The sequence below is a fragment of the Flavobacterium sp. LM5 genome, assembly GCF_002017945.1.
Classification (GTDB): domain Bacteria; phylum Bacteroidota; class Bacteroidia; order Flavobacteriales; family Flavobacteriaceae; genus Flavobacterium; species Flavobacterium succinicans.
Window position 1 is genome coordinate 1,317,749 of sequence record NZ_MUFX01000001.1, and the last position, 24,574, is coordinate 1,342,322.

Genomic DNA, 24,574 nt, shown 5'->3' on the forward strand with positions numbered 1-24,574 from the left:
TTAATCGATTTTGTTTTGTAAAGATTGATAAAAATTCACGTTCAACCAAGAACCTCCGTTTGTGCAATCAATACCATGTTGTAAGAGGAAATGCTCGGCTTGACCACTTCGGCCACCAGAAGCACAGCACAAAATAAGAGGACTAGGTAAGGCTTTCATTTCTTCAAGACGCTCGGGAATTTCATTCAGAGGAATATTGATAGACGTGGCTACATGACCGCCCATAAACTCTTCGTGAGTTCTAACGTCTACAATGGTGCCATGTTTTTCTTTAATTAAATGTTCTAAGGTCATAGGAATTCAATTTAGTTGTTGTTGAATTGAGTTAGGCAAAGATAAAGGTACAAAATGAGGTTTTGTGTAACAATTGTTACACTGTAGGGACAGGTCGTGACCTGTCCAGATTCATTTGTTCGTGACCTGTCCAGATTCATTTGTTCGTGACCTGTCCAGTTCATTTGTTCGTGACCTGTTCCAATTTGCAAATTTAATTTCAAATAAGGCATGTTAATTTGTAGTATTTTAAATGTTATTTTTATATTTGATTATGTGATGATTTGATTTTTAATTAATGATATTGCCTAGGGACAGGTCGCGACCTGTCCGTACATTACGCCTGTCCCATCCGAAAAAAATTATAATAGAATGAAAAGAAAAAATAGGAAAAGAAATCGAAAGGAAGGATTTGATTATTCGCAGGATAATTTGTATTTCATTACCATTTGTGTTCAAAATAGAATATGTTGTTTTGGATCCATTCCTGTAGGGACAGGTCGTGACCTGTCCATTTATGTAAATCGTGACCTGTCCCGAAATCAAAACCACGACCTGTCCATTAATGTAAACCACGACCTGTCCGTACAGGATTCGCATTCGAATGATCAGCATTTGAGTAATTCGATTCATTACAATGAAGAAGAAAAAAATGAAACAGATGAAATACAAATGAATTTGAATGCATATGGTCAGATAGCCAAAAAACAAATGCATTGGTTAGAAGAGCAATATCCTTATGTTGTAATTCATTGTTTTGTAATTATGCCCAATCATGTACATGCAATTTTAGAGATAGATAAAAATTTGGTTTCAGATGAGGAGATTAAAATCAAGTCGTTATCAGAATTAATTGGAGCCTACAAAACCACGTCTTCGAAGCATATTCATCTAAAGGGATTGTTGTCTTTTGCGTGGCAGCGTTCCTTTCATGATCACATTATCAGAAATGCGATTTCATATGAAAGGATTTTTAATTATATACAGACGAATCCATTGCGTTGGCATGCCGATACATTTTTTGCGGCACCGTAGGGACAGGTCGCGACCTGTCCGTACAGATGTTCTGTCTGTACAGATGCCCTGTTCGTACAGATGTCCTGTCTGTATGCAGCGACATTTCGTTCGTGTTAAATAAAATGGTAAATAGCAATTCGTAAATCTTAAATAAATTATCTTTGCGCACTGAAAAAAGAGGATATGAAATTTGATTTATTACAAAAAGATACGCAATCTAAAGCGAGAGCAGGGAGTATTACAACAGATCATGGGGTGATTGAAACCCCTATTTTTATGCCTGTGGGTACCGCTGGAACGGTAAAAGGAGTGCATCAACGCGAACTGAAAGACGATATTAATCCAGATATTATTTTGGGTAATACTTATCATTTGTATTTGCGCCCTCAAACCCCAATTTTGGAAAAAGCGGGTGGTTTGCATAAATTCATGAACTGGGATCGTCCTATTTTGACGGATTCTGGTGGTTATCAAGTGTATTCATTATCGGCTAGCCGAAAAATTAAAGAAGAAGGAGTGAAATTCAAATCACATATCGATGGTTCGTATCACTTTTTTACACCCGAGAACGTAATGGAGATTCAACGTACTATTGGAGCCGATATTATCATGGCTTTTGATGAATGTACGCCTTATCCTTGTGATTTTCGTTATGCGCAGCGTTCCATGCATATGACACACCGTTGGTTGGATCGTTGTATCAATCATTTGGAAAAAGTACCTTATAAATATGGTTATGAGCAAACCTTTTTTCCAATTGTTCAAGGAAGTACTTATAAAGATTTGCGTCGTCAATCGGCCGAATATATCGCCAATGCTGGACAGCAAGGGAATGCTATTGGAGGACTTTCAGTAGGAGAACCAGCCGAAGAAATGTATGAGATGACCGAAATTGTTTGTGATATTTTACCCGAAGACAAACCCAGATATTTGATGGGTGTAGGAACACCGATCAATATTCTGGAAAACATTGCCTTAGGAGTCGATATGTTTGATTGTGTAATGCCTACGCGTAACGCCAGAAACGGAATGCTTTTTACTGCTAATGGAACAATTAATATCAAAAATAAAAAGTGGGAAGATGATTTTTCACCTTTAGACGAAATGGGTATGACCTATGTAGATACGCATTACACCAAAGCGTATTTGCGCCATTTGTTTGCTGCCAACGAATACTTAGGAAAACAAATTGCAACCATTCATAACTTAGGTTTTTATATGTGGTTGGTTCGTGAAGCAAGAAAACATATCTTAGCCGGCGATTTTAGACCTTGGAAAGATATGATGGTCAAAAATATGAGCCAAAGATTGTAAAAAAAAACAGAAGTCAGAAGTTAGAGATTAGAAATGTTCGATGATAACGTATTATCTAATTTCTAACTTCTAACCTCTAACTTCTAACCTCTAACTTCAAATAATGAAATTAACCATAATAGACAAATACATTCTGAAGCGCTACTTGGCGACTTTTGCTGTAATGTTATTGTTGTTTATCCCGATTGGAATTGTAATTGATGTTTCGGAGAAAATCAATAAAATGTTGGAAAACAAAATTCCGTTTTGGGATATTGCTTTGTATTATTACAACTTCACCATTTATTTTGCGAATTCTCTTTTTCCGATATTTTTGTTTTTGTCAATCATTTGGTTTACTTCCAAATTAGCCAATAATACCGAAATTATTGCCATATTGGGATCTGGAATTTCTTTCAGTCGTTTTTTAAGACCTTATATCATTGGAGCGACTATTGTTTCGATTTTAGTCATGTTGATGGGGTTTTTCTTGGTTCCATCGGCTTCTGAAGGTTTTAATAATTTTAGATACACTTATTTAAAAGGTGGTGGTAAAGAAGCCATGCGAGGTGATAATACCGATGTGTATCGTCAAATTAATGAGAATGAGTTTATTTATGTCAATAGTTTTAATCCGGAAACCAAAATGGCTTTTAATTTTTCGTTAGAAAAGTTTAAAAAAGAACAATTGGTGACCAAAACGACAGCGAGCAGGATCAAATGGAATCCTAAAGACAGTACCTATACATTGTATGATTATACCAAACGTACGTTAGGGGAGTTGGGTGATAAAATTGAAAAGGCGCCAGAGAAAAAAATGCGTTTGGCCTTTGATCTAGAAGATTTGACTCCTGTAGTGTACATTGCTGAGACTTTGAATTTAGGGAAATTAAACGCCTTTATTGACAAAGAGCGAAAACGTGGTTCCTCAAATATCAACACCTATTTAGTGGTGTTGTATAAAAAATACAGTGTTCCTGTTTCAGCCTTTATTTTGACTATTATTGCAGTTTCTGTCTCGGCCATGAAACGACGTGGTGGTATGGGAACCAATTTGGCCATCGGAATCGCAATTGCCTTTTCGTTTGTGTTTTTTGATAAAATTTTCGGCACTATCGCTGAAAAATCCTCTTTCTCTCCCTTGGTAGCGGTGTGGTTACCCAATATCTTTTTCGGAATTTTAGCCATTTATTTATTACGTAATGCCAAACGATAATTTAAAAAGTTACTTAAATCTTCATTTAATTGTTTTTATTTGGGGATTTACGGCCATATTAGGCGCCTTGATTACTATTGATGCTGACTTTTTAGTGTGGTATCGTATGTTATTTGCCGCTGTTTTTTTAGGAAGTTTTTTATGGATAAAGAAAATTCCATTCCAAATTTCATTTAGTGCGGTGCTAAAACTAGTATTTGTTGGTTTGTTGATTGCCTTGCATTGGATTACCTTTTTTGAGTCCATCAAAGTTTCTACCGTTTCGATCACTTTATCTGTTTTTTCTTTAGGTGCTTTTATTGCCTCTATTTTGGAACCCCTTTTTTATGGGCGAAAAATATTGTGGTATGAAGTGTTTTTTGGGTTAGTCATTGTGGCCGGTTTAGCCTTAATCTTACAAGTAGAAATCAATTACCTAAACGGTATGTTGTTGGCTTTGGTTTCGATTGTTTTAGGAGTAGTGTTTACTTTATTCAATGGTAAATTGATCGAGCATCATGAACCCGCTGTGATTTCTTTTTATGAGTTTTTAGCCGGTTTTGTTTTTATCACTATTTACTTTGTTTTCAATGGCTCTTTTTCAACCGATTTTTTCATCATGACTCCAAAAAACTGGGCGCTCATTTTGTTGTTGGCTTCCATTTGTACCGCCTATGCCTTTACAGCTTCGGTAAAAGTCATGAGGCGATTATCGCCTTATACCGTGATGCTTACGACCAATCTAGAGCCGGTATATGGTATTGTTTTGGCTTATTTTATTATCGGTGGGAAAGAAAAAATGAGTACCGAATTTTACTTGGGTGCCTTGCTAATTGTTATCACGGTGATCCTCAATGGTGTAGTAAAGCATTATAAAGAAAAGTCTGTTCAATAACCCAAACTGAGGCATAAATCGGGAGTTAAAACATAAATTTATCTTTTGTTTATCTTTTTAATTTTTACATTTGCAGTTCCTGAATTGCAAATTCATACAAACGCAAAACCCTATGGAATATTTAGATTTTGAGCTACCAATTAAAGAATTAGAAGAGCAATTGCAAAAATGCGTCCTTATCGGTAAAGAATCGGATGTGGATGTAGCTCCAACTTGTAAAGAGATTAACAAGAAGCTGGTAGAGACTAAAAAGAACATTTATAAAAATCTTACGGCTTGGCAACGTGTACAACTGTCTAGACATCCAAATCGTCCTTATACTTTAGATTATATTCGTGCCCTTTGTGGTGATACTTTTTTAGAATTGCACGGGGATCGTGGCTTTAAAGATGATAAAGCAATGGTGGGTGGTTTAGGTAAAATTGGCGGACAGTCGTTTATGATTATCGGTCAACAAAAAGGATTCAATACCAAAACACGTCAGTATAGAAATTTTGGTATGGCCAATCCTGAAGGCTACCGAAAAGCGTTACGCTTGATGAAAATGGCTGAAAAATTTGGAATTCCTGTGGTGACTTTAGTTGATACTCCTGGTGCTTACCCTGGACTAGAAGCTGAAGAACGCGGACAAGGAGAAGCCATTGCCAGAAACATCCTTGAAATGGTTCGTTTAAAAGTACCTGTTATTACCGTAATTATTGGTGAAGGAGCATCGGGAGGTGCTTTAGGTATTGGAGTAGGAGATCGCGTTTTTATGCTTGAAAACACTTGGTACTCTGTAATTTCTCCAGAGTCATGTTCTTCTATTTTATGGAAAAGCTGGGAGTACAAAGAACAAGCCGCAGATGCTTTGAAATTGACTTCGGCCGATATGAAGAAACAAAAATTAGTAGATGATATTATCCCTGAACCGCTTGGTGGGGCACACTTTGATCGAGAAACAACGTTCAAAACAGTAGAGCATTATATTATTAAAGGGTTCAATGAATTAAAAGACTTATCAACAACCGAATTAATCGCTCAAAGAATGGACAAATACAGTAATATGGGGCATTTTAAAGAGTAAAAACCTACATTAAATTTCGAAGTCCGAAGCCTTTGGTTCTCGGACTTTTTTTATGGTTATCAACAAAAAAAGGTTAGTTATGAACATAACACTGTTATAACTCTAACCTTCTTTATCTCTATTTTTATTTAAATTAGCAACATGGAAAATTTTAAATCTATAAACCCTGTAAAAGTGGATCGTTCCACTATTATTAACCTAGAAAAAGGAAAGTTACCTCCGCAAGTCCTAGAAATAGAGGAAGCGGTGTTGGGAGCTATGATGATTGACAAGAAGGGTGTAGATGAGGTTATTGATATTTTGCAACCCGATGCTTTTTACAAAGAGGCGCACAAACACATCTTTGAGGCTATTGTTCAGCTCTTTACAGAATCTCAACCTATTGACTTATTAACAGTTTCGGCTCAGTTGAGAAAAAACGCCAAATTAGACCTTGCAGGAGGCGATTTGTATTTGATTCAATTGACTCAAAAAATTTCATCCTCAGCGCATATCGAATTTCACTCGAGAATCATTCTGCAAAAATTTATTCAGCGTAGTTTGATTCGAATTTCTTCCGAAATTATCGAAGATTCATACGATGAAACCACCGATGTGTTTGATTTGTTAGACAAAGCTGAATCCAAATTATACGAGGTAACCCAAGGTAACGTGAAACGTAGTTCCGAAACGGCGCAAAGTTTAGTGTTACAAGCCAAGAAACGTATTGAAGAAATTGCAGGTCAAGAAGGATTAAGTGGTGTAGCTACTGGTTTTGAAAAGCTAGACAAAGTAACTTCTGGTTGGCAACCTTCGGATTTGATTATTATTGCCGCCCGTCCAGGTATGGGTAAAACGGCTTTTGTATTGTCAATGGCGCGTAATATTGCGATCGATTTTCAAAAACCCGTAGCTGTATTTTCATTAGAGATGTCGTCGGTGCAGTTAATTACCCGTTTGATTTCTTCTGAAACAGGCTTATCTTCTGAAAAACTCCGTACGGGTAAGTTAGAAAAACACGAGTGGGAACAATTGAGTACCAAAGTGAAAAACTTAGAAAAAGCGCCTTTGTTTATCGATGATTCGCCCTCGCTTTCTATTTTTGATTTACGTGCCAAATGTCGTCGTTTGGCATCGCAACATGGTATTAAATTGATCATTGTCGATTATTTGCAATTAATGACTGCTGGTGGTGGTGGAAAAGGAGGAGGAAACCGTGAACAAGAAATTTCGACCATCTCTCGAAACTTGAAAGCCTTGGCTAAGGAGTTAAATGTTCCTGTGATCGCCCTTTCACAGTTATCGCGTGCGGTGGAAACCCGTGGATCTAGTAAACGCCCTTTGCTATCGGATCTTCGTGAATCGGGAGCGATTGAGCAGGATGCCGATATTGTATCGTTTATTTATCGTCCTGAATATTATAAAATTGAAGAATGGGATGACGAGGAGCAATCTCCAACGGCAGGTCAGGCCGAGTTTATTATCGCCAAACACCGTAATGGTGGATTGGAAAATGTGCGATTGAAGTTTGTGGGTAACTTAGGAAAATTCGACAACTTAGAGGATTATAGTAGTGGCTATGACGATTTACCGTCAAGTATGAATCAAGATGACTTTACTAAAAATTTGCCTACAGCGCATGAAGCCTTTGGTAGTACTTTTAACAATGATCCTGATGATGATAGTGATGTACCGTTTTAATTTATAAAAGATAATTCTTCCTTTTTTTCTTTTCTTAAGTCTTAAAAATACTCTAATTTAGCCCAAACTATTATTAACCAATATATTTTTACGTTATGACTGAAGAAAAATTCCCAGGAAAAATTGAAATCACGTTGCCAACCGCTCAAGAATGGGTAAAAAAATTCAAGGAGCCGAAGGAAAAGGCTAAATCTAAAAAAGTAGACGCCTATTTAATTCCGTTAGAATCGCTACAAATGGTAATGAACCAGCAAATCGATGCTGTTCGTGCCTACAAAGGAATTAATACAGCTGGCGAGGAAACCTTGATGTTGGTAGGAACAGTATTGAATGCTAAAACAGGGATTTTTGAAGATGTTTTTCCAGAAAATGCAGGAGTAGCTAAAACTTTAGGAGATGAGCCAATTGTTTTCGATGGTGGTCGTCCATGCCCTCCTTTTGGAGATCCAGAGAGTCCAATGAATAATTAAGATGGTTGATTTTTTTCTTTATTTAGCATATGGTATTTTATTGCTAAATTTGAGTTTATTTGCCATTAGCTTTTTCAAAAAAGAAAAGGTTAATGGCTTTTTCTTGTTCTATTTGTTATTTGTCACAATCATACAGTTAAGTATGGAAGCATTGTATCATTTGCATATAAAAAATTTATTTTTGATGAATTTATTTTTTATTGGGCAAATGATTTTGTTGGGTTTTTTTTATGGTTCTTTAACTTGTTTGAAAGTGCAAAAAAGGGTAATTTATTGCACAACAGCTTTGGTTTTAACTGGCATAGGAATACAGAGTTGGCTCGATTCTGAGCAATTTTTTCAGTATAACTTGTTCGTTATAGTGATTGCTAATTTGAGTGTCATTGTGTTTGCTGTTATACATTTGTACAATATGCTTACCACCGTAAAGAAATATTACTATTTTACTATTGGTCTTATTATTTACTTATTAGCGAGTACCATGGTTTTTGTAGTTGGAAACATCAATGCTAAATTGAGTAATGAATTCAAGTTTTTACTTTGGATTTTTAATTCAGTCTTAATTGTAATTTACTATTTATTTATTTTGTACGAATGGAAGGTGAGTTTTCTACAAAAAAAAAATGCAATAACATACTTTTATATGAAGTATAAGCAATAGTTAATCGTAAAAGCACTATTTTTGACGGTCTAAGAACATAAATTAAATACCACCTAGTGCATGACATCAGCTTCCATTTCTGAAAAAGAGATTGTTTTGGTTATTCTATACACCTCTTTCTTTTTTATGATTTTGGCGGGGATCATTATAGTGTTCTTCTATTTTTCCAGAAAAAAAATTATCCAAAAAGAAATTGAAAAAAAGGATACTGAAATTGCGCACCAAAAAAAGCTATTAAAGGCAGTAATCGAAACGCAAGAAACAGAGCGTAAGCGTATCGCACAAGATTTGCATGATGATATTAGTTCAAAATTGAATGTGGTAGCGTTGAACGCACATTTGTTAACCACTCCTAATCTTTCGGCTATTGAATTGGAAGAAATTAAAACCAATGTTATTACCTTGACCGGAAAGGCTTTGGAGAATTCAAGGAAAATTGCGCATGATTTGTTGCCCCCAGTGCTGGAAAAGTTTGGTTTGGATGCAGGCGTCGAGGAATTGTGTATGGATTTTAGCTCCACCAAAGGCGTACAAGTGGAGTATACTAACGAAGTGACTTTTGAAGAGTCTGATATTCGTAGGCAATTGCATGTGTTTCGAATTTTGCAAGAACTCTTAAATAATTCCATTCGTCACGGTAAAGCTACCAAAATGACCATTAGTTTTAGGCCCGATGGTCAATACGTTAAGTGTTTGTATACCGACAATGGTATTGGTTTTGATGAAAGCTGCGAAGAACATCAAAAAGGGTTGGGATTAAAGAATATTGAAAGTAGAGTTTCATTTTTAAATGGGAGTTTGTCTTTTCATTCTGAAGTGAACAAGGGAGTAACCGTAGAAATTATTTTTTAGCGATGAGTCAAGATATTAAAATTGTATTGGTAGATGATGAAGAATTGTTCCGAAAGGGCTTAGCGTTCATTTTAGGGCGTGAGCCTAATTTCTCTATTCTTCATGAAGCATCCAATGGACAAGAATTGATTTCTTTTTTAAGATCAACGGAGGTCCTTCCTGATATTGTGATTACAGATTTGAAAATGCCTGTTGTTAATGGAGTAGAAGCCACAAAAATCATACATAGAGAATTTCCGGATGTGAAAATTATAGCTTTGACGAGCTATGATACCAAGTCGTTTGTAGCCAATATGATTGATATTGGAGCGGTGTCGTATATGTTAAAAAATGCCTCCCCTGCAGAATTGGTTTTCACGTTGAATGAAGTCGCAAGTAAAGGATTTTATTATTCAGATTATGTTCGCAAGGTGATAAAAGAAGTGGTGTTGTCAGGTAGTAAGTTAAAAAGCCCGTTGGATAAAAGTTTGCTGTCGGATCGAGAGCTTGAAGTATTGCGATTAATTTGTAAGCAAAAAAATGCACATGAAATAGGAGAGTATCTTTTTATAAGCCCAAGAACGGTAGAGGGGCACCGTACGAATTTGTTATTAAAGACCGACTCCAGAAATGTAGCCGGCCTTGTTGTGTATGCTTTACAAAATGAATTAGTCAAATTGGACTAAACTAATTTGGTTAATTGCTCAGTAAAAACTGAAAGGATAGTACATAAAATGCGATCAACAAAATAGTCAAAAAGCAAATAAGTATTTTTTTAAAGGTGCCTGAGTTTTCCACGTGCTTTGGGGTTTGGTTATTATAGTTAACAGTATATTTCATAGGTTTTTCTTTTACTTTTCAAAAATAGTTTGTTTCATTAAATTGATAATAAGTAGTTTTACGTGTTTCTTATTTACTCCTTATTTTTTTGAAAAACAGAAGACTTTTGTTGAAATGGGATACTTTGTTTTTTAGGTATAAAATAGGATAGATCACTTCTTTAATCACTTCGAAATACAGTCGTTGCTATGAATGCTAAATATTTCTATAGTTTTATTTTTTTTACAATCTCAATTGTTGCCAATGCAGGTTTTATCTTGTTACCTATGGATGAATTTTCTCAGCAAAATCATCTAAAAGCTTATGGGATTACGTATTGGTGTTTGGATAAAGACTACAAAGCCAGTTGGTTGCTTAATTACAGAGGAGGCTCTTTTTTATTGCCCGATGCGCCTGAAATCCGTAAAGAATGTAAAATACGCGGGGTGAGTTTCGAATTGATTTCTGATACTGAAGAAGTGGAATTACTAAAACAAATAGCTAGTCCATCTCAAAACACAGAATCTGTTTTGTTAGAAAAAGCGCCTAAAATTGCCGTTTATACCCCTAAGGGGAAACAGCCTTGGGACGATGCTGTAACATTAGTGCTTTCGTATGCTGAGATTCCGTTCACGGCAGTATATGATGAGGAAGTTTTAACGGATCAATTGGTTTTGTATGATTGGCTGCATTTGCATCATGAGGACTTTACGGGACAATACGGGAAATTTTATGGTGCCTATAAAAATACACCTTGGTACATTGAGCAAAAAAAAGAAGCTGAGCTATTAGCCAAAAAATTAGGGTATGCTAAAGTCTCGGATGAAAAAGGTGCGGTGGCTCAAAAAATTAGTCATTTTGTGATTGGTGGTGGATTTATGTTTGCTATGTGTTCTGCTACCGATAGTTTTGATATTGCTTTAGCTGCCAATGGAATTGATATTTGCGAAACCATGTTCGATGGGGACGCAAGTGCATCCAATTATCAAGCTCAGTTGAATTTTGAGCGTTCTTTTGCTTTTAAAAATTTCACTTTGGAGCGTCGACCTGAACAATATGAGTTTTCTAATATCGACATGACAGGTAGACGAAAAATTCCAATGGAAAAAGATTATTTTACCTTGATGGAATTTTCTGCAAAATGGGATCCTGTACCTAGTATGTTGTGCCAAAATCACACTCAATTAGTCAAAGGATTTATGGGACAAACCACCGCTTTTGATGCCGAGTTGGTCAAATCAAACATTCTTGTTTTAGGAAGTTGTGAACTTAATGGTGAAGCCCGATACATTCATGGACAAAAAGGGAAAGGTATGTTCACTTTTTATGGTGGGCATGATCCCGAAGATTTTCAACATCAAGTGGGTGATCCAGCTACTGTACTCGATCTACATCCCAATTCACCCGGCTATCGATTGATTTTGAACAATGTATTGTTTCCAGCAGCCAAAAAGAAAAAATTGAAAACCTAATTTTTTGTTTTATATGTGAGCGTTTTATAGAATCCTTATTTGCAGGGTTTAATTCATTCTTTTTTACGTGTTTGTCAGGGATACTTCAGAAAGAGGATTTGATCTTGAAAAATGAAAACGATATAGTGACTATCAATTACTTATAACTGAGTAGGATTGGTTTTTTAGTTGTATTTTGGGGTACTTGCCTTGAAAATGTTTAAATTTGGATTTGAATAGTAAAGGGATCTATTCCAAACATAGATTCTGAATTTTAATCTTAAATACATATAAAATGTCACGTATTTTTTTAGTTCTGTTTTTATTTATTACCTATTTAAGCTCAGCACAAACTCCACAAAAAAAAGAAATTAACGATCAAGCACAAACTTGGATAAGTCTTAATACGGTACTAAAATTTAATGACCGTTGGGGAACAATGAATGATTTTCATATTAGGCGTACGGATTTTGCAGATAAAGAAAATTTTTATTTTGCAAGAACGGGGATTACGTATAGTCCGTATCCAAAACTTACTCTCGCTGCGGGTTATGCTCACTTGTGGCTTGCGCCTTCAAAACCGGAATGGTCTAATTTTGCCGACGAAAACAGAATCTTTCAACAAGTATTATATTCATCCAAAATCGGAAACGTTAGTATGTTACAACGTATTCGTAATGAACAACGTTGGCAAGATAAAATGGTAAATGATAGAGCTGTAGACACTCGGTTTACTAATCGTATTCGTTATTTGTTAAGTTTTACAATTCCCGTATTTAATGATAAAAAATTACCTTCCTTAGTTGTAGCAGACGAACTTTTAATGCATTTTGGAAAAGAAGTAGTTTATAATTCAATGGATCAAAACCGTATTTTTATCGGGATTCGCCAAAATATCAATCCCAAATGGAGTTATGATTTTGGATACATGAACGTGATACAACAAAAATATAGTGGTTATCAATATGACTCTAATCACACGCTTCGTCTTTTCTTTTACTTTACAGGAAATACCAAAGATATTTTTCATCATGACCATGCCTCAGGTGACGAGTAGTTGATTTAAGAAAGTAAAATACTATAACTTTATAAAAAGCTAATGTTTAAGATTAAACATTAGCTTTTTTTGTTTTACTTTTGTAAAGTATACATTGTCAGGTAATTGTGTTTTTTTTTTGTTTTTGATAACTTTTGACGTGCTTATGTTAACTAAATAGGTATATTATATTAATTTAAGTTAAAAAATATTTAAATTATGCTTTATTGTTATTTTTTGGCTTAAAAATTGATTTTTTGTTAAATATGTTTTATAATTTTACATTTTAATTTTAAACAATCTTAATACTTTTTTAATATGAAATCAACAAGATTAGAACATGACTTTTTAGGAGAATTAGAGATTCCAAATGATTTGTATTACGGGTTCAAACGTTTAGAGCGGTTGAGAATTTCAACATTACTGGAATTCCAATATCTAAAGAGCCTTTATTTATAAAAGCCCTAGGCTATGTGAAAAAAGCTGCGGCATTAGCTAACAAAGACTGTGGTGTTTTAGATGCTACAATTGCTGAGGCTATTTGTTATGGAAGTGATCAAGTAATTGCTGGTAAATTTGATCAAGAATTTGTTAGCGATTTGATTCAAGGAGGAGCTGGTACTTCTGTTAATATGAATGCTAATGAGGTAATTGCTAATATTGGTTTAGAATATTTAGGTCATAAAAAAGGTGAATACCAATTTTTGCATCCTAACAATCACGTTAATTGCTCGCAATCTACTAATGATGCTTATCCATCTGCTTTTCGTATTGCTTTATACCTAAAAATGGAAAGTTTTATAGCGTCACTTTCTGAATTGGAAAAATCATTCACCGCTAAAGGAAAAGAATTTAATAGTGTGCTAAAAATGGGACGTACCCAATTACAGGACGCTGTTCCTATGACTTTGGGTCAAGAGTTTCATGCTTATGCCACTACAATTAGCGAAGATATTAAGCGTCTAAAAGAGGCTCAAAGTTTAGTGCTCGAGATTAATATGGGAGCTACGGCCATTGGGACTAAAGTGAATGCACCAGAAGGTTACCCAGAATTATGTGTAAGTTATTTAGCCAAAGAGGTAGGTATTCCTTTGTCATTATCACCAGATTTAATTGAAGCTACTGTAGATACTGGCGCCTATGTTCAAATTATGGGAACCATGAAAAGAACAGCAGTCAAAGTGTCTAAAATTTGTAATGATTTACGATTGTTAAGTTCAGGGCCACGAACTGGTTTTAATGAAATTAATTTACCAGCAAGACAACCAGGTTCTTCTATTATGCCAGGAAAAGTAAATCCAGTAATTCCAGAAGTAGTAAACCAAACGTGTTTCTATGTAATTGGTCAAGATTTAACCGTTACTATGGCAGCTGAGGCAGGACAATTACAATTAAACGTGATGGAGCCTGTAATCGCCTTTGCTATGTTTACCTCTTTGGATTACTTAACTAAAGCCATTCATACTTTAATTGATAAGTGTATTGTTGGAATTACAGCCAATGAGCAACACTGTTATGATTTAGTGATGAATAGTATTGGTATAGTAACGCAGCTCAATCCAATTTTAGGGTATGAAGAAAGTGCAAGTATAGCGGGAGAGGCTCTTAAGACAGGCAAAAGCGTACACCAAATTGCTGTAGTAGAACGCAAATTAATTACTCAAGAAAAATGGGATGAAATCTATTCTATAGAAAATTTGATTAATCCAAGGTTTATTAACGCATAAGTTAATCTTACTTATTTTACAAATATAAATTTATTATGATGAAAAAAATTATTTCAATTGTATATGTTGCAATTTTGACTTTCTCTATTGCAACGAATGCTCAAAAAAATACAGATAAAAATGCACCAAGAATTATCATTTTAGCAACGGGAGGAACCATTGCAGGATCAGGTGAATCAGCTACTAAAGCAGCCTACACTGCAGGAAAGGTGCCAATTGATGATTTGTTAAATGCTGTTCCAGACATTCACAAATACGGAAAAATTTCAGGAGAGCAAATTGCACAAATTGGAAGCCAAGACATGAACGTGGTGACTTGGTTGAAATTAGCGAAAAGAATCAATCAAATTTTTAAAGATAATCTAGCCGATGCAGTAGTGGTAACTCATGGAACGGATACACAAGGTGAAACGGCTTACTTTTTAGATTTAACTGTTACGTCTGACAAACCTGTTGTTCTTGTTGGAGCAATGCGTCCTTCTACTGCTATGAGTCAAGATGGAAATCGTAATTTATTGGATGCTGTAATGGTAGCAGCCAACCCAAAAAGTCAAGGCAAAGGAGTAATTGTAGCTATGGACGAAAAAGTCTTCGATGCTAGAGATGTTACTAAAACAAGTACCACCAATTTAGAAACGTTTAGATCTACCAATTTTGGTCCAATTGGTTTGATATACGATGGTAAAGTTAGCTACTACTACCAGTCATTACGTAATCCCTCCAAAAAATTTGATGTCAGTAAATTGAATGAACTTCCAAAAGTAGAAATAGTATACGGTTATGCTGATGCTAGTCCTGAAACAGTTTCTAATTTGTCTACTATTCCCGCTTTAAAAGGATTAGTGTATGCAGGTATGGGAAATGGTAATTTTGGGGAACCTGTTGGAAAAGCCCTAGCGGATATTTCTAAAAAAGGAGTAGTGGTATGTCGTTCTGCTAGAGCAAATTCAGGAAGAATCACTTTAGAAAATGAAGTAAATGATGCTGAATTAGGCTTTGTAGTAGCCGATGATTTAAACCCACAAAAAGCAAGAGTTTTATTGATGCTTTCTTTGACTGAGACTTCAGATCGAGCTAAAATTCAAGATAATTTTTTTGAATACTAGAATCCAAATTTTTAAGAATCAAATTAAAAAACACCGTGTATGTTTTGGATAGAGTTTAGCATTCTTATAGCAATGATCCTTATCGGATCACAAATGAAAGGAATTGGTCTTGGAGTGATGGGAATGGTAGGTCTTTTTATCTTTATTACCTTTTTTAAAATGACTCCCACCAGTCCTCCCATAGATGTTATGCTCATCATAATGGCAATAGTAACCACGGCTGCAACCTTGCAAGCCTGCGGCGGATTGGACTATTTGGTAGGAATTGCAGAAAAAATTATTCGAAGCAATCCTTCCAAGATTATTTTTATTGGTCCACTCAGTGTTTTTATTCTATGTCTTTTTGCGGGTACCTCACACATTTTGTATTCCTTGTTACCAATTATTTCAGAAGTATCAGCTAAAAAAAGAATACGTCCAGAACGTGCTTTAAGTATCTCTGTAATTGCTTCTCACATGGCGCTTACCGGAAGTCCGATGAGTGCGGCAACAGCTGCATTAGTTGTAATTCTTGGCTACGAGGGAGTATTACTCGATATTATGGCAATTTGTATTCCAGCCTGTATAATTGGAGTTTTAGCAGGCTGTTTTTTCGTTTTAAGAAAAGGAAAAGAGCTCGAAGAAGATCCTATTTTTATTGAAAAGATGAAAGATCCGATTTTTGCCAAAAGTTTGGAAGTCGACTCAGAAACACATCACAGGGTGTTGAAACCGGGTTCTAAAACTTCTGTACTACTATTCTCTTTAGCAATAATTTTTATTGTAGTGTCGGGTTCAGTACCTAGCTTGATTCCGAATTTTGGAGGAGATATAGCTTCTATTGTTATAAATGCCAATGGTAATTTGAGTATGGTAACGGTCATCTGTATAATAACACTTACAGCTAGTGCCCTGATGATGCTCGCTACGAAAACTAGTTCTTCGGAGGTTGCTAAATCAAGCCTCTTTACTTCAATGGCCACCGCGACTATTTCGGTTTTTGGAGTGGTTTGGATGAGTTCAACCTTTATGAAGTATAATAGCGAAATGATTCAATCAACATTAGGTCAAATTGTAACCGACCATCCATGGACATTCGCCATTGCTGTCTTTATTATGGGAGCCCTCATGTTCAGCCAGGCCGCAGCAACAAAATCGATGATGCCTCTCGGTTTGGCATTGGGAATGTCGAATCCTATTTTAATTGCCATTTTCCCAGCGGTAAATAGTTGTTTTGTGTTACCTGGATATCCAACTTTGTTAGCCGCGATTGACTTTGATCGAACCGGAACTACAAAGATTGGAAAATACGTAATTAATCATAGTTTTATTGTTCCAGGAATAGTAGTAACCGTGGTATCGATAATTGTCGGGTTCATACTTGGCTATTTTATATTGTAAAATTTAAATTTTAAAATTTTGAAAAAATCTTTTATTTATTTCATCTTGGTTTGTATGCCATTTATTGCATTAGGCCAAACAGATCAAATAGGCAAGCAAACAAACGAAGGTGTTCTTTCAAATCGAGACACCATACGATCAATAATTCCAATAAAAAAACAATCGTTGTTAAGGGATGTCGATGTGATTTTTAACACTAGAGTGGCTTTCAATAGTGGTTTTTTAGATGGAAGCCATGCAGGGTCAAAATTCAATTACGATCAATTACGTCTTGAAATTAAAGGAAAAATTCATGAAAAAGTCTCTTTTAGATTCCGTGATAGATACACTAGAGAACCTATACCAGGAAATCTTGATAATATGAGTAGATCTGTAGATATGGCTTTTGTAAAGGTTGATCTTTCTCCAAGAACCAATTTTACTATCGGTAAAATGTGTGCCGATTGGGGAGGATACGAATTTGATTTTAACCCAATTGATATTCTTACCTATAATGATATTATCGAAAATGCCGACAACTTTTTAGTAGGGGTTGGAGTGGCTCATACTTTTGCTGATAAGAAAAATTCATTATCGTTTCAAATCTTAAACTCAAGAACGAAAACTTTTCAAGAACAATACGGGGCAACAGCACCTCCAGATATAACGCCTTCTAAAGCGCCTTTAGCTTTCGTGGCCAATTGGAGAAGTAGCTTTTTTGATGGTAAATTAGAAACTACCTATAGTTATAGTTTCTTTAATGAAGCCAAAAATTCTCATATGAATTATTTTGCTCTTGGAAACAAGTTTACTGCAAATAAATTGGTACTTTATTATGATTTCCAATACAGCAAAGAAAATATTGATCGTAAGGGCATTGTGTCAAATATCATTAGTAGTCAATACCAATATGCTGCGCAAGACGCGACATATCTTGAAAACTGGCTGCGTGCAGAATATCTAGTGGCTCCAAAAGTGAATTTGCTTTTGACAGTGATGAATAGTAATCATTCTTGGGAAGGGAATCCCGATGCTAACGGATGTTCGAAACTTTCAACTAGTTATGGGATTATTCCAACCGTTCAGTTTATGCCCTTCAAAGATCATAATATTCGATTTTACCTAGCCTATACCGCTAGAAAATTTAATTACACGAAATATGCCGAAACTACCTTTGGGGTAAAAGATTACTCTACGGGACTGTTAGGAATTGGGTTAGTAGCACCGTTGTTGGTGTTGTAGTATTTACTGCTGTAACGGTGTAAAACTAGAATAGGTTTGTGTTTTTTTGGAGGAAGTAATCGTTTTTTTTCCGGTACTGTTGTGGTGCCATAAAATGGTTCTTTTTTAACCCGTTGGGTGAAATTACCAAATAAGCGTGAGTTTGAGGACTATTTTTTATGCGGAAAAGAGCAATATAAATGACATTTGGTTTGTCAGGTTGAGCGCAGTCGAAACCTTTCTTAAACAAAAACGTCAGTTCGAGTGTTTTTTAATGAAAGTTTATCTTGTTCTAGATATATTTTTATTAAAAAACACTCGAACTAATTAAAAAAAGCTTCAAAAAACTAATTTCACCCAACGGTTTTTCTTAATATTAGATTATGAAAATTCAATACTTCATAGTGCTCTTGTTTTTTTGGTGGTGCAATTCTGGCTATGGTCAACAAATTCAAAAACAAACTACAGAAGGTGTTTTGTTAGTACCTGACTCTTTACGTTCCATTATTCCTATTAAGAAGCAAGGTTTATTGAAGGATACAGATATAATTTTTCATACTCGCTTTGGGTTAGATTCCTATAGTAATAATGCAGAGCATACGCTAACCAACTTCAAAGGCAGTCAATTGCGGATAGAATTTAAGGGGAAAATTCACGAAAAGATCCATTTTCGCTTTAGAGAACGATTCACGCAAGAACCGATTCCTGGCAATTTAGATAATATTAGCACAGCAGTAGATATCGCTTTTCTCAAAATCGACGTGACACCTAGAACACATCTAACAGTGGGAAAATTATTTGCAGATTGGGGCGGATATGAATTTGATTTTAATCCCTTGGATATTATGCAGTACAACGATATTCTACAAAACTCAGATGCATTTTTAGTTGGAGCGGGGATTGGGCATACGAATGCCAATAAACAGCATTATTTTTCCTTTCAAGTACTCAATTCTAGAACAAGAACTTTTGAAGAAATTTACGGACAATACATTCCACCGGGTATTCAGCCTGTAGCAAATCCTTTGGCTTTTGTTGGTAATTGGCGCGGGAGCATGTTTAAGGGAAAATGGCAAACTACTTATAGTTATAGTTTTTTTAATGAAGCATCAGCTGCTGCCAAAATGCATTATTTTGTGCTAGGGAATAAGTTGCAATGGGATAAGTTCTTATTGTATTATGATTTTCATTATTCCCGTGAAGGATTAGATCGAAAAGGAATCATTTCTAGAATAATAATACCAAAGTACAATTATGCTGCAACAGATGTTCGATATATCGAAAATTGGATCAGAGGTGAATACTTAGTTACTCCAAAACTAAGTTTTATACTCACTCTGATGAACAGTAATCATCGATGGAATGATAATCCAGATCCCGAAGGTAACCAATTGTTGTCGAGAAGTTTTGGATACATTCCAACGGTTGAATATTTGCCTTTCAAAAATTTGAATTTGAGATTCTTTGCTTGTTTTGTTGGTCGAACATTTAACTATACTTCCTATGCTGAAACTACTTTTGGAGTCAAAGATTATTCCACCGGACAATTCAGCATCGGAGTTGTAGCTCCTATAAATGTGTTGTAACTTTCAATTTGGAAGGAGAAAAATAGAGCTATGGGGGGTAACTTAAGTTCATAAGAAGTTCTTTTTGTTTTTAGAAATGAAATAAAGTTCTATTTCAGGAATGCCTTTTGTTATTCTAGAGTTTAAATTAGTAACGAATTAATCATGAAAGTATGGAAAGAGTATCGGGTTATGACATTTTACGGAATCCTAAGTTAAACAAGGGGACAGCCTTTTCAATGGAAGAAAGGGAAAAATATAATTTAATTGGCTTACTTCCTGAAGCGATAGAAACTATTGATAATCAAGTTGAAAGAGTGCTTAATCAGATAAGTAGGTTAAACAAACCGATTAATAAATACATTTTTTTGATGCAATTGCTCGAAAATAACGAACGATTGTTTTTTAAAACGGTTTCAACTGCCCCGAAGAAATTCTTACCTATTGTTTATACACCCACTGTTGGTGAAGCTTGTCAACATTTTGGACAAGTTTCTAGACGACCCGAGGAATGTATATTTCAATTGAGCAAAAAAATAATATCAAAGAAATTATTAAAAATTGGCCTGAAGAGGATGTGCGTTTCACTGTTGTAACAGATGGAGGGCGTATTTTAGGTTTAGGAGATTTAGGTATTTATGGAATTGGTATTTCAATAGGTAAGTTGATTTTGTATACCAGTTGTGGAGGAGTTCCTCCAGAATATACTTTGCCTATAGTACTTGATGTAGGAACAAATAATGAGGAGTTCTTAAATGATCCTTTATATCCTGGATTAAAAAGAAAAAGAGTTAGAGGAAAAGAGTTTGATGATTTTGTGGCAGCATTTGTGGCAGCAGTCAATGAAGTTTTTCCTAAAATATGCATTCAGTGGGAAGATTTTCCCGGGGTAGATGCCATTCGTATTTTGAATACGTTCAAAAATAAAGTGTGTACTTTTAATGATGATATTCAAGGAACGGCAGCTGTAGCAACGGCAGGTTTTATTGCTATCAGTCGATTAACTAGCAAAACGTTCAAAGAGCAACGTTTCTTGTTCTTAGGAGCTGGAGCCGCTGCTTTTGGAATTGCTGATATGTTGACAAATAAATTCATAAAAGACGGCTTATCTAAAGAAGAAGCTTTAAATCGAATCTGGATGTTTGACATCAATGGTCTTATTGTAGAAGAAAGAACAGATTTGTTAGAACACCAATTACAATTTGCTCATAAAGGTAAACTATGTACCAGTTTTGCAGAAGCAGTTCTTTCTGTAAAGCCAACCGCCATTATTGGGGTGAGTACTGTGGGAGGAGCTTTTAATCAAGAAGTAATTGAAAATATGTCTTTGGTGAATGAAAGACCGATCATTTTTCCTTATTCCAATCCAACCTCACATTCTGAATGTACGGCAGAACAAGCTTACAAATGGAGTAAGGGCAAGGCTATTTTTGCGAGTGGTAGCCCTTTTGAGCCAGTAGAATATGAAGGAAAGGTTTTCTATCCTGGACAAGGTAATAATATTTACATCTTTCCAGCACTTGGCTTAGCCGTTTTTGCGACCGAAGCCAAAAGAGTTACTGATGATTTGTTATTGGTTGCCGCAGAGGCGGTTGCAGAACAAGTTGCTATCGAAGATTTTGAAAAAGGCTTAATTTATCCTAATATTTCAGATATTTTAGAAGTCTCTTTGAATGTTGCGGTTAAGATTACAGAAGAAATTTTCAATGCTGGTTTAGCTACTGTAGAGCGTCCAGAAAATATTAGAGAATTCATTAAGACTAAGATGTATGTCCCTCAATATTAAAGCAAGTTATGACGCAAATACGGAAACAATAGGACTTCAGGGTCTTGAGTCTGTTATGAAATCATTGATTTTGTAATGGTTTTGACAAAAAAACATTTGCCGAGGTAAATGTTTTTTTTCTTTTCATCTCTCTTTTCGTTTTATATAAATCAAAAAGTTAGTGAATCGCATATTCTTTTACAATTGGAACTAGTATATTTTTTTTGGGAATAATTCTATGTTTTCATTCTAAGGAACTAATTGCTTCTAAAAAAATTATAAGTAATGAAGAAATACTTTATTTATATCGTATTGTTTTTTTGTCCAATTTTAGCAATTGGACAAGTTGAACAAATGGGACAAATGGAAAAACAATCAAATGAAGGGGAACAGTTTGTTGTTGATTCTGTTCAATCTTTGTTTGCTGTTTCAAAACTGACTTTGCTACGGAATGTTGATTTTATATTTAATTCTCGTTTCGCTTTTGGCAGTAACTTTTTAGATGGAAATCATAACGTATCAAAATTTAATGTGGATCAATTTAGATTTGAAATTAAAGGAAGGATTCATGATAAAATCCGGTTTAGATTTCGGGATAGATTTACTCGAGAATCCGAAATTGGTAATCTTGATAATGTCAAAAGATCTATAGATTTGGCTTTTGTAACTGCTGATTTAACTCCAAGAACCAGTATTTCTATCGGAAAGTTAGTGGCCGATTTCGGGGATGGGAGTTTGATATGAATCCAATTAACATATTGGCATACAACGATATTGTGGGGAATTCGGATAATTTTTTAGTTGGAGTCGAAATTTCACATTCTTTCAAGGATAAAAGTAATGCTCTTTCTTTTCAAATTTTAAATACTAGAACAAAAACTTTCGAAGAACAATATGGTGAAACGGCTCCACCTAATATTGCTGCTTTAGACTATCCCTTGGCATTTGTGTCGAATTGGAGGGGCAGTTTCTTTAATAAAAAAATTGAAACTACCTATAGTTATTCTTTTTTTTACGAAGCAGATGGGGTTAGCATGAATTATATTGCTCTAGGAAATAAATTTAAATCAAAGAATTTTATTTTGTATTATGATTTTCAATACTCTCATGAAGGGTTGGATCGTAGAAAAATTGTGTCTAACATTATCAATAGCCAATATCCATATGCTGCTGAAAAGGCGCTTTACATCGGACATTGGATGAGGGCTTGTTACTTGATTAAACCAAAAATTAATTTACTTTTAACGCTGATGAATACCAATTTTTATTGGGAAGGCAATCCTGACCCTATTGGAGAATCTAGACTAGCTTCCAGTTATGGTGTAACGCCAACAGTTGAATATTTGCCTTTTAAGAATCTTAACATGAAATTTTATGTAGGTTATGTCGCTAGAAAATTCGAGTACACCAGCTATGCTAAAACGGCTTTTGGCGCAAAGGATTATACAAGTGGTATGCTGAGTTTTGGGATTATTGCGCCATTATTAGTATTGTGATTGGTATGGCTAGCCTCGTAATAAAATCGAATCATTTGATTCTATTGTTTGCACAATTTGAATAGGAATGGGCTTTAGCCCATTCACTAAAATAAGTTTCGTATTCGGGGCTTTAGCCAAAATCTTCCACTTTAATTTAAAACGATAGTAAGCCAACAAAGGGAAGTCAATTCCAAAAAGTCATAAAAAAAACCCGAACAAATGTTCGGGTTTTTCTATATAAGTAAGTAATCTAAATTGAGTTGATAAAACGTTTATTTTACTTTATTAAGTATTGCTTTGAAAGCTTCTGGGTGGTTCATCGCTAAATCTGCAAGAACTTTACGGTTCAATTCGATATTGTTAGCTTTTACTTTACCCATGAATTGTGAATAAGACATTCCTTCTAATCTAGCTCCAGCGTTGATACGTTGAATCCACAAAGCGCGGAAATTTCTTTTGTTCACTTTTCTATCGCGGTAAGCGTAGCACATTGCTTTCTCAACCGCATTCTTAGCAACTGTCCAAACGTTTTTACGTCTACCAAAGAAACCTTTGGCTTGCTTCATTATTTTTTTTCTTCTTGCTCTTTTAGCAACTGAATTTACCGATCTTGGCATAATTTTACTGTTTTTTTGTAGCAGGCGTCCTGAATTGAATCAAAGGAACTTAAGGCCATACTCCAAGGTTATTAAATTTGTTTTAACCTAAAGAATTCTGTAAAGCAATAGTCTTAATATTTAATTCTCAAGACTTGATACTTTTATTAGATAATTCTTAATTGTTGTTTGATGCTTTTCATATCTGTAGTGTGAACTAGCGCTGAGTGAGTCAAAGCTAATTTACGTTTTTTAGATTTTTTAGTCAAGATGTGACTTTTAAAAGCATGCTTTCTTTTAATCTTTCCAGAACCAGTAACTTTGAAACGTTTTTTGGCGCTAGATTTGGTTTTCATTTTAGGCATTTTTTCCTAGATTTTTAATTTATTCTTACTTACTTATTTTTCTCTTCCAAGTCCTCCCCGAAGGGTAGAGTGCTAGGAAGCTTATATGGTCTATCCTTTTTTTGTTCCCCTCCTTTGGAGGGGCTAGGGGAGGCTTTACTTTTTCTTCTTCGGCGCAATGAACATGATCATTCGCTTTCCTTCCAATACAGGCATAGCCTCTACTTTTCCAAATTCTTCTAAATCAGTAGCCAATCTCAAAAGTAAAATTTGCCCTTGATCTTTGTAAATGATAGAACGTCCTTTAAAGAATACAAATGCTTTTAATTTAGCTCCTTCTTTTAAGAATTTCTCAGCATTTTTTCTTTTAAATTCGTAATCATGCTCATCAGTTTGAGGACCAAAACGGATTTCTTTAACCACAACTTGAGAAGACTTGGCTTTTAAAACTTTATCTCGCTTCTTTTGCTCGTAGATAAACTTCTTATAATCCATGATCTTGCAAACTGGTGGTTCAGCATTTGGAGAAATTTCAACTAAATCCAATTCAAACTCATCTGCAAGACGTAATGCTTCGGATAATTTAAAAACACCAGGTTCTATATTTTCTCCTACTAGTCTTACTTCTTGTAACCCACGAATATTGTTGTTTATTCTGTGAGCATCCTTTTTCTCTACTCGAGGTTGGTAACCTCTGTTGCTTCTTATTGCTATGACTTTATAATT

At 35.1% G+C, this 24,574-nt stretch carries 24 protein-coding genes and 1 pseudogene; 21 read left to right on the top strand and 4 right to left on the bottom strand.

Translation table 11 applies throughout. The features are described 5' to 3' along the window. On the bottom strand, positions 1-294 hold the full coding sequence (locus tag BXU11_RS05565) for a rhodanese-like domain-containing protein (RefSeq protein WP_024982452.1): 294 nt from the start codon (positions 292-294) through the stop codon (positions 1-3). A 351-nt stretch (positions 295-645) separates the two neighbouring features. Between BXU11_RS05565 and BXU11_RS05570 the strand changes: the two genes are divergently transcribed. The 21 genes and pseudogenes from BXU11_RS05570 (at position 646) to BXU11_RS05665 (ending at position 22,926) form a co-directional block, all read left to right on the top strand. Next, positions 646-1,308, top strand: coding sequence for a transposase (locus BXU11_RS05570; RefSeq protein WP_078211296.1), 663 nt, complete (start codon positions 646-648; stop codon positions 1,306-1,308). Positions 1,309-1,473: 165 nt separating this feature from the next. Continuing rightward, complete coding sequence (tgt, locus tag BXU11_RS05575) at positions 1,474-2,604, top strand: tRNA guanosine(34) transglycosylase Tgt (protein WP_078211297.1); 1,131 nt, start codon at positions 1,474-1,476, stop codon at positions 2,602-2,604. A gap of 103 nt (positions 2,605-2,707) precedes the next feature. Then, positions 2,708-3,799, top strand: a complete 1,092-nt coding sequence (locus BXU11_RS05580) for an LptF/LptG family permease (RefSeq protein ID WP_035717894.1) — start codon at positions 2,708-2,710, stop codon at positions 3,797-3,799. Continuing rightward, positions 3,786-4,673, top strand: a complete 888-nt coding sequence (locus tag BXU11_RS05585) for a DMT family transporter (protein WP_024982456.1) — start codon at positions 3,786-3,788, stop codon at positions 4,671-4,673. The genes BXU11_RS05580 and BXU11_RS05585 overlap by 14 nt, the downstream gene beginning before the upstream one ends. A gap of 112 nt (positions 4,674-4,785) precedes the next feature. After that, complete coding sequence (locus tag BXU11_RS05590; RefSeq protein ID WP_024982457.1) at positions 4,786-5,739, top strand: acetyl-CoA carboxylase carboxyltransferase subunit alpha; 954 nt, start codon at positions 4,786-4,788, stop codon at positions 5,737-5,739. Between the two features lie 141 nt (positions 5,740-5,880). Further along, positions 5,881-7,419: a replicative DNA helicase gene (dnaB, locus tag BXU11_RS05595; protein ID WP_078211298.1), complete on the top strand. Its 1,539-nt coding sequence runs from the start codon at positions 5,881-5,883 to the stop codon at positions 7,417-7,419. Positions 7,420-7,514: 95 nt separating this feature from the next. Further along, a complete protein-coding gene (locus BXU11_RS05600) occupies positions 7,515-7,889 on the top strand; it encodes a hypothetical protein (RefSeq protein ID WP_024982459.1) in 375 nt (124 codons plus the stop codon). Between the two features lie 184 nt (positions 7,890-8,073). Then, complete coding sequence (locus tag BXU11_RS05605; protein WP_223253675.1) at positions 8,074-8,550, top strand: hypothetical protein; 477 nt, start codon at positions 8,074-8,076, stop codon at positions 8,548-8,550. A 60-nt stretch (positions 8,551-8,610) separates the two neighbouring features. Beyond that, positions 8,611-9,402, top strand: a complete 792-nt coding sequence (locus BXU11_RS05610; RefSeq protein WP_024982461.1) for a sensor histidine kinase — start codon at positions 8,611-8,613, stop codon at positions 9,400-9,402. A gap of 2 nt (positions 9,403-9,404) precedes the next feature. Beyond that, positions 9,405-10,067 (top strand): response regulator transcription factor, encoded by a 663-nt coding sequence (locus BXU11_RS05615; RefSeq protein ID WP_024982462.1) that lies wholly within the window; start codon positions 9,405-9,407, stop codon positions 10,065-10,067. A gap of 342 nt (positions 10,068-10,409) precedes the next feature. Further along, positions 10,410-11,672, top strand: a complete 1,263-nt coding sequence (locus tag BXU11_RS05620) for a hypothetical protein (protein ID WP_024982463.1) — start codon at positions 10,410-10,412, stop codon at positions 11,670-11,672. 274 nt (positions 11,673-11,946) lie between these two features. Further along, the gene (locus tag BXU11_RS05625; protein ID WP_078211299.1) at positions 11,947-12,708 is read left to right on the top strand and encodes a DUF2490 domain-containing protein; all 762 of its coding nucleotides are present in this window, start codon (positions 11,947-11,949) and stop codon (positions 12,706-12,708) included. Positions 12,709-13,005: 297 nt separating this feature from the next. Then, positions 13,006-14,414 (top strand): annotated as a pseudogene (gene aspA, locus BXU11_RS05630) (aspartate ammonia-lyase). A gap of 38 nt (positions 14,415-14,452) precedes the next feature. Then, on the top strand, positions 14,453-15,520 hold the full coding sequence (locus BXU11_RS05635) for a type II asparaginase (RefSeq protein WP_024982466.1): 1,068 nt from the start codon (positions 14,453-14,455) through the stop codon (positions 15,518-15,520). A gap of 39 nt (positions 15,521-15,559) precedes the next feature. Further along, entirely contained in the window at positions 15,560-16,900 is a 1,341-nt protein-coding gene (locus BXU11_RS05640; protein WP_078211300.1) for an anaerobic C4-dicarboxylate transporter family protein, read from the top strand. 18 nt (positions 16,901-16,918) lie between these two features. Further along, entirely contained in the window at positions 16,919-18,121 is a 1,203-nt protein-coding gene (locus tag BXU11_RS05645; protein WP_139363448.1) for a porin, read from the top strand. Between the two features lie 362 nt (positions 18,122-18,483). Then, the gene (locus BXU11_RS05650; protein ID WP_078211302.1) at positions 18,484-19,686 is read left to right on the top strand and encodes a porin; all 1,203 of its coding nucleotides are present in this window, start codon (positions 18,484-18,486) and stop codon (positions 19,684-19,686) included. Positions 19,687-19,838: 152 nt separating this feature from the next. Further along, positions 19,839-20,261, top strand: coding sequence for a hypothetical protein (locus BXU11_RS18410; protein ID WP_255373931.1), 423 nt, complete (start codon positions 19,839-19,841; stop codon positions 20,259-20,261). Continuing rightward, complete coding sequence (gene maeA, locus BXU11_RS05655) at positions 20,177-21,451, top strand: oxaloacetate-decarboxylating malate dehydrogenase (RefSeq protein WP_255373932.1); 1,275 nt, start codon at positions 20,177-20,179, stop codon at positions 21,449-21,451. The genes BXU11_RS18410 and maeA overlap by 85 nt, the downstream gene beginning before the upstream one ends. Before the next feature lie 264 nt (positions 21,452-21,715). Then, positions 21,716-22,174 (top strand): porin, encoded by a 459-nt coding sequence (locus tag BXU11_RS18415; protein ID WP_078211303.1) that lies wholly within the window; start codon positions 21,716-21,718, stop codon positions 22,172-22,174. Continuing rightward, the gene (locus BXU11_RS05665) at positions 22,171-22,926 is read left to right on the top strand and encodes a porin (RefSeq protein WP_078211304.1); all 756 of its coding nucleotides are present in this window, start codon (positions 22,171-22,173) and stop codon (positions 22,924-22,926) included. Before BXU11_RS18415 ends, BXU11_RS05665 begins: the two co-directional genes overlap by 4 nt. Positions 22,927-23,180: 254 nt before the next feature. On the opposite strand, the gene rplT is transcribed toward BXU11_RS05665, so the two are convergent. The 3 genes from rplT to infC form a co-directional block, all read right to left on the bottom strand. After that, the gene (gene rplT / locus BXU11_RS05670) at positions 23,181-23,525 is read right to left on the bottom strand and encodes a 50S ribosomal protein L20 (RefSeq protein ID WP_024982755.1); all 345 of its coding nucleotides are present in this window, start codon (positions 23,523-23,525) and stop codon (positions 23,181-23,183) included. A 146-nt stretch (positions 23,526-23,671) separates the two neighbouring features. Then, positions 23,672-23,869, bottom strand: a complete 198-nt coding sequence (gene rpmI / locus BXU11_RS05675; RefSeq protein WP_024982756.1) for a 50S ribosomal protein L35 — start codon at positions 23,867-23,869, stop codon at positions 23,672-23,674. Between the two features lie 135 nt (positions 23,870-24,004). After that, on the bottom strand, positions 24,005-24,562 hold the full coding sequence (gene infC / locus BXU11_RS05680; protein ID WP_369803201.1) for a translation initiation factor IF-3: 558 nt from the start codon (positions 24,560-24,562) through the stop codon (positions 24,005-24,007). Positions 24,563-24,574: the final 12 nt, after the last annotated feature.

What these genes read in the sequence shown, in the direction of transcription:
- BXU11_RS05640 (WP_078211300.1), top strand. Translation starts at nt 15,560, where the DNA reads ATGTTTTGGATAGAGTTTAGCATTCTTATAGCAATGATCCTTATCGGA.
- maeA (WP_255373932.1), top strand. Translation starts at nt 20,177, where the DNA reads ATGTATATTTCAATTGAGCAAAAAAATAATATCAAAGAAATTATTAAA.
- BXU11_RS05605 (WP_223253675.1), top strand. Translation starts at nt 8,074, where the DNA reads ATGAATTTATTTTTTATTGGGCAAATGATTTTGTTGGGTTTTTTTTAT.
- BXU11_RS05620 (WP_024982463.1), top strand. Translation starts at nt 10,410, where the DNA reads ATGAATGCTAAATATTTCTATAGTTTTATTTTTTTTACAATCTCAATT.
- BXU11_RS05600 (WP_024982459.1), top strand. Translation starts at nt 7,515, where the DNA reads ATGACTGAAGAAAAATTCCCAGGAAAAATTGAAATCACGTTGCCAACC.
- BXU11_RS05570 (WP_078211296.1), top strand. Translation starts at nt 646, where the DNA reads ATGAAAAGAAAAAATAGGAAAAGAAATCGAAAGGAAGGATTTGATTAT.
- BXU11_RS05635 (WP_024982466.1), top strand. Translation starts at nt 14,453, where the DNA reads ATGAAAAAAATTATTTCAATTGTATATGTTGCAATTTTGACTTTCTCT.
- BXU11_RS05665 (WP_078211304.1), top strand. Translation starts at nt 22,171, where the DNA reads ATGAATCCAATTAACATATTGGCATACAACGATATTGTGGGGAATTCG.
- BXU11_RS05615 (WP_024982462.1), top strand. Translation starts at nt 9,405, where the DNA reads ATGAGTCAAGATATTAAAATTGTATTGGTAGATGATGAAGAATTGTTC.
- rpmI (WP_024982756.1), bottom strand. Translation starts at nt 23,869, where the DNA reads ATGCCTAAAATGAAAACCAAATCTAGCGCCAAAAAACGTTTCAAAGTT.
- BXU11_RS05585 (WP_024982456.1), top strand. Translation starts at nt 3,786, where the DNA reads ATGCCAAACGATAATTTAAAAAGTTACTTAAATCTTCATTTAATTGTT.
- BXU11_RS05580 (WP_035717894.1), top strand. Translation starts at nt 2,708, where the DNA reads ATGAAATTAACCATAATAGACAAATACATTCTGAAGCGCTACTTGGCG.
- tgt (WP_078211297.1), top strand. Translation starts at nt 1,474, where the DNA reads ATGAAATTTGATTTATTACAAAAAGATACGCAATCTAAAGCGAGAGCA.
- BXU11_RS18410 (WP_255373931.1), top strand. Translation starts at nt 19,839, where the DNA reads ATGGAAAGAGTATCGGGTTATGACATTTTACGGAATCCTAAGTTAAAC.
- BXU11_RS18415 (WP_078211303.1), top strand. Translation starts at nt 21,716, where the DNA reads ATGAAGAAATACTTTATTTATATCGTATTGTTTTTTTGTCCAATTTTA.
- BXU11_RS05565 (WP_024982452.1), bottom strand. Translation starts at nt 294, where the DNA reads ATGACCTTAGAACATTTAATTAAAGAAAAACATGGCACCATTGTAGAC.
- BXU11_RS05590 (WP_024982457.1), top strand. Translation starts at nt 4,786, where the DNA reads ATGGAATATTTAGATTTTGAGCTACCAATTAAAGAATTAGAAGAGCAA.
- rplT (WP_024982755.1), bottom strand. Translation starts at nt 23,525, where the DNA reads ATGCCAAGATCGGTAAATTCAGTTGCTAAAAGAGCAAGAAGAAAAAAA.
- BXU11_RS05625 (WP_078211299.1), top strand. Translation starts at nt 11,947, where the DNA reads ATGTCACGTATTTTTTTAGTTCTGTTTTTATTTATTACCTATTTAAGC.
- dnaB (WP_078211298.1), top strand. Translation starts at nt 5,881, where the DNA reads ATGGAAAATTTTAAATCTATAAACCCTGTAAAAGTGGATCGTTCCACT.
- BXU11_RS05650 (WP_078211302.1), top strand. Translation starts at nt 18,484, where the DNA reads ATGAAAATTCAATACTTCATAGTGCTCTTGTTTTTTTGGTGGTGCAAT.
- BXU11_RS05610 (WP_024982461.1), top strand. Translation starts at nt 8,611, where the DNA reads ATGACATCAGCTTCCATTTCTGAAAAAGAGATTGTTTTGGTTATTCTA.